General features: G+C 48.9%; 8 protein-coding genes and 1 pseudogene. 3 read left to right on the top strand and 6 right to left on the bottom strand.

Annotation, left to right across the window (positions count from 1 at the left end; all coding sequences use genetic code 11):
* Positions 1 to 345: 345 nt before the first annotated feature.
* Entirely contained in the window at positions 346 to 1,125 is a 780-nt protein-coding gene (locus tag AC3DOM_RS05135) for a nitroreductase family protein (protein WP_487917952.1), read from the bottom strand.
* A 377-nt stretch (positions 1,126 to 1,502) separates the two neighbouring features.
* Here AC3DOM_RS05135 and AC3DOM_RS05130 point away from each other — a divergent pair, with 377 nt between their 5' ends.
* The 3 genes from AC3DOM_RS05130 (at position 1,503) to AC3DOM_RS05120 (ending at position 6,371) form a co-directional block, all read left to right on the top strand.
* Positions 1,503 to 3,170, top strand: coding sequence for a DEAD/DEAH box helicase (locus tag AC3DOM_RS05130; protein WP_487917951.1), 1,668 nt, complete (start codon positions 1,503 to 1,505; stop codon positions 3,168 to 3,170).
* Positions 3,171 to 3,300: 130 nt separating this feature from the next.
* On the top strand, positions 3,301 to 3,666 hold the full coding sequence (locus AC3DOM_RS05125; protein WP_487917950.1) for a DUF952 domain-containing protein: 366 nt from the start codon (positions 3,301 to 3,303) through the stop codon (positions 3,664 to 3,666).
* A 98-nt stretch (positions 3,667 to 3,764) separates the two neighbouring features.
* Positions 3,765 to 6,371 carry a DUF2298 domain-containing protein gene (locus tag AC3DOM_RS05120; RefSeq protein WP_487917949.1) on the top strand — a complete coding sequence of 869 codons (2,607 nt, stop codon included), beginning with the start codon at positions 3,765 to 3,767 and terminating at the stop codon, positions 6,369 to 6,371.
* Positions 6,372 to 6,520: 149 nt separating this feature from the next.
* Here the strand turns inward: AC3DOM_RS05120 and AC3DOM_RS05115 are convergent, their stop codons facing one another.
* From AC3DOM_RS05115 to AC3DOM_RS05095, 5 genes and pseudogenes are all read right to left on the bottom strand, one after another.
* Positions 6,521 to 7,075: a hypothetical protein gene (locus tag AC3DOM_RS05115; protein WP_487917948.1), complete on the bottom strand. Its 555-nt coding sequence runs from the start codon at positions 7,073 to 7,075 to the stop codon at positions 6,521 to 6,523.
* A gap of 33 nt (positions 7,076 to 7,108) precedes the next feature.
* The gene (locus AC3DOM_RS05110; RefSeq protein ID WP_487917947.1) at positions 7,109 to 8,146 is read right to left on the bottom strand and encodes a hypothetical protein; all 1,038 of its coding nucleotides are present in this window, start codon (positions 8,144 to 8,146) and stop codon (positions 7,109 to 7,111) included.
* 3 nt (positions 8,147 to 8,149) lie between these two features.
* Positions 8,150 to 9,901: a glutamate mutase L gene (locus AC3DOM_RS05105; protein WP_487917946.1), complete on the bottom strand. Its 1,752-nt coding sequence runs from the start codon at positions 9,899 to 9,901 to the stop codon at positions 8,150 to 8,152.
* A complete protein-coding gene (locus AC3DOM_RS05100; protein ID WP_487917945.1) occupies positions 9,889 to 10,554 on the bottom strand; it encodes a hypothetical protein in 666 nt (221 codons plus the stop codon). Before AC3DOM_RS05100 ends, AC3DOM_RS05105 begins: the two co-directional genes overlap by 13 nt.
* 3 nt (positions 10,555 to 10,557) lie before the next feature.
* Positions 10,558 to 10,840 (bottom strand): annotated as a pseudogene (locus AC3DOM_RS05095) (hypothetical protein); the annotation flags it as partial.

Genomic DNA, 10,840 nt, shown 5'->3' with positions numbered 1-10,840 from the left:
TCAACCGGTAAAGTGCCTTCGCTCCAGGCCTGGTAAAAGGGGTGCTCAAGCAAGTCCCATTTTTCAAGAATGGTATTGAGGCGTTCTTTGGTCGTCATTAGAGTTCTCCTTATAACTTGTATATTGGACAATATTTATCCGATTTTATCATAAAAAAGCAAGCGTGTTAAACAACAGCAATTCCAAATATGACTCCCGAGGATTGTGCTCTTACGACAAAGCGGTCTTATTGTCCACGAGATTGCTTCGTCGGGAAAAGCTCTCCTCGCAAATTCATCCATATTTGGAATTGTTTGTTGAAAAAAAACTTGAATTGCCAGCCTCTATTTTCGTGTTTTGAAGAATCTAACCCTCCACCCAGGCTTTGACCATCTCCCGCACCGAACGGCTCATCTCCACTGAGAACTCAGAACTGAACTTGCGCAGGAACATAAATTGTCCAAAATTTGTAACGTCGCCCATTGATTTACCTTGCGGCATGTTCTTTTCTCTCTCAGCAAACATCTTGGCAAGTTCTCTGTCGCCTAAATGATTATATTTATTTTCAAAGAGAATATATTTTTTATCAAAACGCGTAGTCATCTCGCGGTCTTTTTGCTGTTGTGTTGCGTAACCAAAAACCAGCATCGCGATCGGGAAAACATATTGCGGTAAATCGAACATTTCCTTATGGATTTCATAATTCTCCATAATGTCGCCAATAAAACAGGAACCAAGCCCAAGGGATTCCGCAGCGATGACTGCATTCTGTGCAGCGATCAGCGCATCACAGCAGGCCAGGAAAAGATCGCCTTCCTCGGGTTTGCGCATCTCGATCTCACGTTCGGCACAAAGACTATCTACACCAGAGTAAATATAATAGTCGTACCAACGTTGATAGTCGGCCAGGAAGATCCAGACCATTGGAGCATGGGCGATAAAGGGTTGATTATCACAGGTTTTAACCAATTTATCTTTGATGCTCTGGTCGGTGATCTCCAATATCGAATAGAGCATCATATTTCCGGCAGTCGGCGCGCGCAAAGTTGCTTCAAGGATTTTGGACCTTATCTTTTCCTCAACTTCACGATTTTCAAAGGCACGGACAGATTTTCGGCTTAGCAATAGATCATAGGTTGGGTTCATATTTTCTCTCTTTTTTCAAGAATAGGGATATTTTACCTTTGTTCATGTCATTGCGAAGGAGTGATAACGACTGAAGCAATCTCCCACAATATGATGGAGATTGCCGCGTCAGGCTGAAGCCCTTCTCGCAATGACATCAATTTCTAAACCCCCAATTCCGACAAACTATGTTATACTGCCGCCAGCTTCGCAAGGAGATTTTTATTCTCGTTTTGGTTGTTCCAAAATGACGCCCTGAAAAATGCGGGCGTTTTTGTTGTGACAGAGTGGCTCGTACTTCTTATGGGATGGGTCAACTGTTGAAGACAACAGGGGCATCGGCTGAAAAGTTGATGCAACGCAGGACCCATCAAGACCCATATTAAGTAGGAGTTCAAATGACAACCCAGTTCAGTGATTTAAACCTGCATCCAGACTTGATGCAGGCCCTCGAGAAGGCCGGATATACCGAGCCAACTCCCATTCAGGCGCAAATGATCCCCATCATGCTGACCGGCGTAGATGTTATCGGTCAGGCGCAAACTGGCACAGGCAAGACCGCTGCCTTCGCCCTCCCCATCCTCCAAAATTTAATTCCCGGACAACGTAAACCGCAGGCCTTGATCCTTTCGCCGACGCGCGAACTTGCCATGCAGGTTGCCAAGGCCTTTGAAACGTACGGCGCATACTCGGATGTTCGCGTGCTTGCCATCTATGGCGGCTCCTCCTATGGACGCCAGATCAGCGCCCTGAAACGCGGCGTGGATGTGGTCGTTGGCACCCCCGGACGTTTGCTCGATTTGCTCAAGAGAAAATCCCTTGACCTGAGTGCTGTCACCACCCTTGTCCTCGACGAAGGTGATGAGATGTTGAGCATGGGATTTATTGATGATATTGAAACACTCCTTGATGCCACCTCCCTCCGACGTCAGATCGCGCTTTTCTCAGCGACCATGCCGACAGCGATCCGTCGTTTGGCATCAAAATATCTCAACGAGCCGCAATCAATCGTCATTAAGGACAAGCAACTCACCGTTGCCGCCATCGAGCAGCGCTATTATGTTGTCAATCAGCGCGACAAACTCGCCGCGATCACCCGCATTTTCGAGACTGAAGACGTATCCCGAGCATTGATCTTCGCCCGCACCCGTGCTGGAACAGGAGAGCTTGCAAACGCGCTCGCTTCCCGGGGCTTTTCCGCAGATATGATAAACGGAGACCTCTCTCAGGATGCGCGCGAACGCGTGATGTCCCGTTTCAAAAATGACCAAGTCAAAGTCCTCGTCGCAACGGACGTGGCCGCACGTGGTCTCGATATTGATGATATCTCCCACGTCTTCAACTATGATCTGCCAGACGACCCCGAAGTTTTTGTCCACCGAATTGGGCGCACGGGGCGTGCCGGAAAAGAAGGCATTGCGATCACCCTGTTTACGCCAAAAGAAACGAGCATGTTACGCCGTATTGAAGGGTATACCCGCCAAAAGCAAACAAAAGCGAATTTGCCCAGCAAATCCGAAATCCAGAAAAAACGAAAAATGCAGATCGTTGAACGGATGGAAGTTTGGCTGAATCGCGGACGCTACAAGAATGAACTCGAGATGGTCAACGAAATGGTCGAAGCTGGTCACGATCCTCTTGAAATCGCCGCCGCCGCAATGCGAATTGTGCGTGAAAGTGAAAAACAGCGTCCGATCGAAAGCATCGGCGAGGTGCGCGAGTGGAATTCACGCCGTGACCCGAGTGGATCGCGAAATTCACGTAATAACCGCGATAAAGGTCGTGGTAGAAAAAGCGTTCGCGAGAATTTTTCAACCAAAAGATCTCATGAAGCAGGCATGGTGCGCTTGAACCTTGATAAAGGTCGTTCAGATGGCTTACGTCCCAGCGACGTGGTTGGAGCGATCGCCCATCATGCCAATATCCCCGGTAAGGTGATTGGCGCGATCCATATCCAGGATCAGCAGACGATGGTGGATGTCCCGGAGCAATTTGTGGATCAGGTGCTTTCAAAGAACGGCACCTATAGGCTGCGCAAAGAAGTGATAGCAGTCGAAAGAGCCTAGCTTTTTTCAGAAGATAATATTATGAAGAATTCAAGACACCGTGTGCAAACATGCGGTGTCTTTTTATTTTCAGGGAAGGCAAAGATAGATTACAATCTCTGAAAATAAGAAAAACCCTATAGGAAACCCAATGTCTCTTATTTATCACATCATCCCCCGCGCAGACTGGACGACGGGCCAGAAAAATGGCGAGTATCGTGCTGAAAGTCTGGATACAGATGGCTTTATCCACTGCTCGACCGCAGAACAGGCCGCGCCGGTGGCAAATGCCTTTTATACCTCCCAAAGCGGATTACTGCTCCTCGTCATTGATCTTGCTCGCTTAACTGCTCCTCTTCAATGGGATCCACCCGCACACCCCGCGCCTGAATCAGCCCCCGCCTCTCTGCATGGGGAATTTCCTCATATCTACGGACCGCTCAATCTTGATGCGGTCATCGAGACCCTCGATTTTGAGCCCAATGAAAATGGTGTATTTTCTTTCCCACCATCATAAACTTTTCACCACAAAGGCATGAAGAACACAAAGGTGTGTCTTTGTGACCACCAAAAGAAACTTTGTGGCCTTTATTTCTATGTGGTAAAACCCTACATATGATTCATTTCCTCGCCTGGTACCTGACCCTCATCATTCTCGGCGCGTTGACATTTCCCCTCGTCTATCGCCTCTTCCCTAAATTTGCAGATCGTGGCTACAGTTTCACCCGCGCCGCAGGGATGCTGATCTGGGGTTATGCCTTCTGGATGCTGACTTCGCTCGGTATCGCCCAAAATAATATCGGCGGTCTCATGCTGGGGCTGGCAGTTCTGATCGCTTTGAGCCTTTGGGCATCGCAAAGGGGAGAGGGTTTACGAGATCCCCTCGCCTGGCTAAAAGATAATCTGAAACTTGTTTTCACGGTTGAAATTCTCTTCCTGCTATCTTTTGCTTTAATTGCCCTCCTCCGCGCAGCCAACCCGGAAGCGCTGGGCACAGAAAAACCAATGGAACTGGCCTTCATTAACGCCATCCTGCGCTCGCCCACCTTCCCTCCGCGCGACCCGTGGCTCTCAGGCTACGCCATCTCCTACTATCATTTTGGTTTTATCATGACGGCCATGCTTGCCAAATTGACGGCCACAGCAGGCAGCCTCGCTTTCAATTTGATGACCGCCCTCATTTTCGCCCTCAGCGCAATCGGGGCTTATGGCATTCTCTACAATCTACAGAGTACAGACTTCAGACTTCAGACTTTAGACTCCAGACATCAGACTTTAGACTCCAGACTTCAGACTTTAGACTTCAGACATCAGACTTTAGACTCCAGACTTCAGACTTTAGACTTCAGACATCAGACTTTAGACTCCAGACATCAGACTTTAGATGATAGCCCACGGCATTCAAGATTCAACTTTCATTATTCTGCATTACTTGCCCCTCTTTTCCTGCTCCTGATTTCCAATTTTGAAGGCTTTTTGGCAATTATCCACCAATATAAATTTTTCTGGCCCTCTGGCTCCTCCAAATTTAACTTCTGGATATGGCTGGATATGAAGGAACTTAGCCAGGACCCTGCCACGCTCACCCCGATCCCCGAACGCTTTTGGTGGTGGTGGCGCGCATCCCGCGTCATTCAGGATTACGACCTGCTTGGCAACTTCCGCGAAACAATAGATGAATTCCCTTTCTTTTCCTTTTTACTTGGCGATCTCCATCCCCATGTTCTTTCGATGCCTTTTGCCCTGCTTGCCATCGCAGTTGCGCTAAACATCTTTCTTGGTGGCTGGCGTGGAGAAACGAAAATATTAACCTTTCGTTTTCATCTCAAGCCCCTTGGTCTTTTCAGCGTTGCTCTCATCCTGGGCGGTCTCGCCTTTCTCAACACCTGGGATATCCTCATCGCGGCTGCCCTGATCGCCTCTGCCTACCTTTTCTCTCGCATCCATGAAGATGGCTGGAGCTGGTCTCGCCTCGAAGATTTTCTCTACTTCGGCCTCCTCACGGGCATCGCTGCGATATTGCTCTATCTGCCTTTTTATCTCGGGTTCGCCTCCCAGGCGGGCGGCATTCTCCCCAATCTGATCAATCCGACGCGTGGTGCCCATCTCTGGGTCATGTTTGGGACATTACTGCTGCCGATCTTTTTCTGGATGATTTATCTCTGGCGCAGTGAAAAAACTCCCGTCAACTGGAGATCCGGTTTCGCCCTTGCTTTGGGCTTGCCACTCTTTCTTTGGCTTTTTTCCTGGCTGATTGCATGGGGGATCTCTCGCGTCAATCCCGGCCTGGCGATGCCCTTCCTCGACTCGCAGAACCTCTCCAGTCTCGGTGAACTCTTTTCAGCTGCCACGCCCCGTCGGCTGGAAACTATTGCGGGAGCCCTCACCCTGCTCTTCGTCACGGGCGGATCGTTATCACTTTTATGGAACCCCCACCTGTCCTCCTCTGCTCGTGGGAGAGGGACTGATTCTCCCCTTGTTTCACGGGGGGAGCTAAAGAGGGGGGGCACTTCCTTCACCCTTTTACTGATACTTTTGGGCAGCCTCCTTGTCCTGGCCCCCGAATATTTTTATCTGCGTGATCAGTTTGGGACTCGGATGAATACCATCTTCAAATTCTATTATCAGGCCTGGCTCTTGTGGAGTCTGGCTGCTGCGTATGGGGCTGCTTCCCTGCTCCAGAAACTGCGTGGCGGTTGGGATCGGGTGCATCGGACTGGGCTTGCCCTCCTGCTGATTGCCGGGCTCATCTATCCCGTATTTGGAGTAATCAGCAAAACAGACAGCTTTTCTTCCCCCGCAGACTGGACATTGGACGGTGCTGCCCACATTACCCGCAGCAACCCTGATGAGGCCGCCGCGATTGTCTGGCTGCAAAGCGCGCCTGATGGTATTGTTCTCGAAGCTGTTGGCGGTAGTTACACCGGTTATGCACGGATTTCGACAAATTCCGGGCTGCCTACCCTTCTCGGCTGGCCCGGCCACGAAGCTCAATGGCGCGGCGGCTACGCAGAGATGGGTTCACGACAAAAAGATATTGAAATGATCTATACCACTTCTGATTGGGATACAACCAAGGCCTTCCTGGATCATTATCAGGTGCGCTATGTGGTTGTTGGTTTGCTGGAAAAATCAACCTATCATGTAGATGAGACAAAATTTCAGTATTTTCTGGAACCTGTTTTTTCACAAGGTGCAACAACGATCTATCTTGTGCCTTAATTAGACCTCATGCAAAAGTGCTCTTGTCGCCATCTAGAGCAATATAATTTCTTTGCTAAGCAAGAAAAATATTAAGATTTTCCGCAAATACAAAAAATGCCCCAGATATTTTCAAAATATCTGGGGCATTGCAGTTTTTCTAAAAATGATTAATTTGCAGGGGCTTTTCGGAACCAGCGGGCAAAGAAGATAACGGCAATCAATGCGATCATCAAACCTGCAAGGCCGGGGAGACCGACATCATCTGCAAAGCCACCATCAGGCAAGGCTGCAGCAGTAGGAACCGTTGTCTGGATGGCGATTGCTGCCTGGGTCAACGCAGCAGCAACTGTCCCGGTGGCTGCAATATCTGGTGTTGGGCTTGGGGTTTCAGTGGCAACCGCCACAACCGGAGTTGGGCTGGCCGTCGGCGAGAAGATCGCGCTTGGACTTGCAATGGGCGTAAGAAAGGCATTCGCAACCGCGGTTTCTGTTAGCATCTGGGCAACCTGTGTATTCTGTGCGATACGGGTAACTTCAACATCGTCCGCCCCCGATCTTTGATTTGGAATTACCACTAAAGCATAAGCGGCAACACAAATCAATGCCAACAGAATTATTCCACCAAGAACGCTGGCTGCAATAATAAATGTGCGATTGCTTGATTCTTCTGGCAGGCCTTCATCTTCAGGGTAGGTTATATCGTTATCATCAAACATAGCCATAGCAACTCTCCTATTTCCTTAATGGATATTATCTTATCCCAGTACTTCCAAGTTTACCAGAGGAACAGTAATCTGTTTTCCACTATTTAGTTTTACTTCGCCTGCCATAACACGTAAACCATTTGGCAGGGTTTTCAGCCCAGCAGGTAAATTTTCCAGCGTTCCTGTCGCTCCAGCATGGGGCGCCCGACGCAAACGAACTTTTTGCCCAGGAGCGAAGATTTCTACGGCACGGGGAGTGGATGGCGGGTCAGTATGGGGCAGTGGGATAATGATTTCTGGACGCGTACCCTCATAGCGCTGAAAGGCTTCAGCATTAACAGTCACTTTTTCCCGTTGATTATTGGTGCTTATAATTTTATAAGCGTTGGCATTCATCGCCTGGTTACCGATTGCATCTGTAACAACAATTGGATAGGGCATTTTGCGAGCCAATCCCAAAAGGGAGGGATGAATACTGGAAAGGATCAAGCCGCGCACCGTGATTTCTGCCGCAGTATTAAGCACTTCTGCATTTTGGCATGACCCCGCCAGAATGACTAAACTTCGCAAGCTCATATCCAATTGTTTTGCTGTCAGTATTTCAGCTGGTTTTTCGGCAAGAACATGGAGGGTTCCACTGCTAATGCGGCCGTTTCCCCAAATACCTTGAACTAAAGCACCAACTTCCTGGATAATGACTCCACGATTTTGGATCAATTCGACAACTTCTCCTGAAATCCCCGCCTTGAGTTCAAAGGGTTTTTCAGAGATATCCAACAATATTTGGCCACCGCCTGCTGCTACAACGCGACCATTATGCTCCACCTTAATCCCTTTAGCTACAACTGTCCCTGCCGCCAGTTTTTCTCCGACACGGACGCTGACCATTTTTTCAGCGACACTGGGTTTGATCCCCAAAATATGTGCAATATCAATCAGGTGGTGTTTGTGAGAAAATTCAGCTTCTGCAACCGTATCAGTAGCGAGAATATGTTGATTCAATTTTACAACCACTTCACCCTGAACAGGCAATAATCTTTTGCGTATGATCGTTGTTAGAGCAAGGTTATGAGATACTGGCGCCAGCATGATTTAATCTCCTACCGTCCAGAGCCATTTTTTGATCAGCTCTTTACGACGATTATCATCAGATTGCAAATCCAGAGGGCGGCCACGCCCATCAAGGACGATGCCAAGCGCACTGCCCCCCACCTTCATAGCTATTTTTCGACCAGGGCCATAACCGATATTGGCACGATTTTGCGGCTGAAGATTAAGATCGGCTACCTGCCCTGCTTTGAGGGGGATAACTTCAAAGCCGCCTTGTTTCAGTACTGTTGTGCTAATAGAGCCGTCTGCCCGTTTAATGCTGGCCTTCAAAATGTTCGCTCCGTAACGTGCAGAACTGAGTGGGGAAACTGCGGTGGCAAGGTTGACGAATGCACCTGATTCGAGTGCCTGTACGGGTAGAATACTGTTGATCTCCGCTGCTGTTCCCAGTGCGGGGAGGAGATTGTTTTGGTCGAGAATGAGGGTGCTAGTTCCTGTTGGTTGAAGAGCATCCAGCAGGATGAGCAAGCTCTGCCCATAGGTCGGGGCATTTGAAATGATACTGCCTCCAGCCAATATAATCTCAAATAAGGGTAGCAAATTTTTCTTGATTACGGGCACGTCATCCGGAAGTTCTTGCCGGGCAGTTTCAATTGCGATCCTGAGGGCTTCACGTCCCAGGGCTTGTTCAATTTGCAAGTCTTCCTCGGTCGCGGGGATGCTGTTGGGATAGAGGGCCTTGGTATAGATATAGTCACTGATCTGCTGATGAGGTGCATCATTGCTCAGCCAACGAGCAATATTTTCAATGCTGGTGTGTTGTAACAATTCTGAAATCCCCTCGCCCAGCCCAAGATGAGGATAGACTTTTGTTTGGAGACAATTGTTAAAACCGATGGAAAGGGTTGCCGCAGAGGCACCCAGGTTGACGGAAAGAAGTGCCTTTTCGGGGCCATAGAGCTTGCTGAGGAGGTGGATGATTCTTCCTTCGGCAAAAACAGAGGGGAGCGCCCGCCCGCCAGCCCACATGTCCAGTTCCTCAACACCGGGAATCTGTTTTTTACGAATCCCTACAAAAGCGCGTGCCAATGCTGCCCGGGCAGGGCCTAAATCTTCTGTTGTAATTGATGGACGGATATTGGAGGTCGTTTGCAGGTTACTGCTTAAGGGTTCAAGCAGATCACGAACTTCGTCATCTTTTTCCTGGTTGCCCGCAAAGATGATTGCCGGGCGTTTGTCGTCGGGCATCAGGTAGCAGGCCAAACCAATGATCTCAATAAGTTTTTGCAGAGATTGTGATGCCCCCTGATCGGTGCCCCCGGCAATGATGATCAGATCTGGGTCCGCTTTGAGAATGGCATCAATTTGTTCTTCTGCTTTGCGGGGGTCATTAAGACTCAGACTTTCCACAACGCGGGCGTAGGTAGACTCAGCAAGATTTTTTGCACTTTCAAGGGAAACATCTGAAAGCAGGCCAGCAATTACGATTTTGAGTGCTGCTCCTGCAGAAATGCTGGTAGAAATGGTTTCTACACCGCTTCCATCTTCCTGAATTGATGTGATCAGGCGTTGGTCGGCATCAATAAAGGTTTTGCCAGTGGTCTCCTGAAGTTTTTCAATTGCTTCAACAACACCTGCAGAGATATCGTTAAAGGGAGCATGTGCGGTGCTGGGCGATTGCCCAATCGCAATAAAACGATAGCGGCCTTCTACCACGTCAAAAAGCATGGCACGCGTGGAAGCGGAACCGACATCAATAGCAAGAACAGAGTCACCTTCGATTACGGAAGCCATAGTGTTTTCAGGGTAGAAGTAAAGGTTGAGATGAAATCAATGCGTTCAATGAGTGCAGTCAGGGCTGCGGAATAAACGCCCGCAAAAAGAACGCCAAAGGTAATGGCAATAAATACTCTCCCGATGAAGGCAATAAAATTGAAAATTGGATTGCGACGATATTGGCCGTCGTCGTCGCGCCTGGCGCTAAACTGAAAATAGATTAATGTTGAGACCGTGCCAAGAAGCATCACTATCCCTTCGAAAACCTTGAATTCAAAAATATTGATAGCCGCCAGTGTTTGTGGAAAGAGAGTCCCTGTCACTGCCCCGCCAATCGCAATCGCAGCACCGACACCGACCATGAAAGCCATTGAGGGTGTGCCGAGTTTCGAAAGAGGCGGAATTGCTTTTAATAATAACAAGAAAACCAGGACCAGGGCAATATAGGCACGTATTTTTTCATCACCTGATCCCGAAAGGATCGGCTGGAGCAATTGCGGAGCAAGTACCTGATGCCAGGCAACTGCCGCCACGTAGCCCGCAGACACACCGACAAAGATATAGGTTGCCGCTCTAAAGAGGAAATTATCGTTAATCAAATAGGACAGCACAAATACTGTCAGGAGAAAGGCGATCAAGCCTGAGATAAGTTCTGGAGAAAAGTCAGGCATTTTTTAGCCCTCGTCCTTATTTCTTGCCTGGCGTACTTTCAAGGCTGCCAGGAGATTGACCATCGCGCCAACGGCGATCAGAATTTCAGCAAGAAGAAGACCAACACTGTATGAATCCCAATACTTTCTGCCAAGCCCGCTTTGCCCCTGTAAGCGCTCATAGGTTGCGCCGCCTGAGAGCCCACTCACCAAACCATCCACTTGCCCGGATTCGTAATAAGGGTATAGGATAGGTTCCGCTTGCGCGCTAATTGCCATTAAGAGAGGGGGTGATCCCGTTTCTCGG

The sequence above is a fragment of the Candidatus Desulfolinea nitratireducens genome (assembly GCF_982879505.1).
This window is presented reverse-complemented; position numbering and strand designations above follow the sequence as displayed.

Coding starts and splice junctions, on each gene's coding strand:
- AC3DOM_RS05135 (WP_487917952.1), bottom strand. CDS start 1,125: ATGAACCCAACCTATGATCTATTGCTAAGCCGAAAATCTGTCCGTGCC.
- AC3DOM_RS05130 (WP_487917951.1), top strand. CDS start 1,503: ATGACAACCCAGTTCAGTGATTTAAACCTGCATCCAGACTTGATGCAG.
- AC3DOM_RS05125 (WP_487917950.1), top strand. CDS start 3,301: ATGTCTCTTATTTATCACATCATCCCCCGCGCAGACTGGACGACGGGC.
- AC3DOM_RS05120 (WP_487917949.1), top strand. CDS start 3,765: ATGATTCATTTCCTCGCCTGGTACCTGACCCTCATCATTCTCGGCGCG.
- AC3DOM_RS05115 (WP_487917948.1), bottom strand. CDS start 7,075: ATGGCTATGTTTGATGATAACGATATAACCTACCCTGAAGATGAAGGC.
- AC3DOM_RS05110 (WP_487917947.1), bottom strand. CDS start 8,146: ATGCTGGCGCCAGTATCTCATAACCTTGCTCTAACAACGATCATACGC.
- AC3DOM_RS05105 (WP_487917946.1), bottom strand. CDS start 9,901: ATGGCTTCCGTAATCGAAGGTGACTCTGTTCTTGCTATTGATGTCGGT.
- AC3DOM_RS05100 (WP_487917945.1), bottom strand. CDS start 10,554: ATGCCTGACTTTTCTCCAGAACTTATCTCAGGCTTGATCGCCTTTCTC.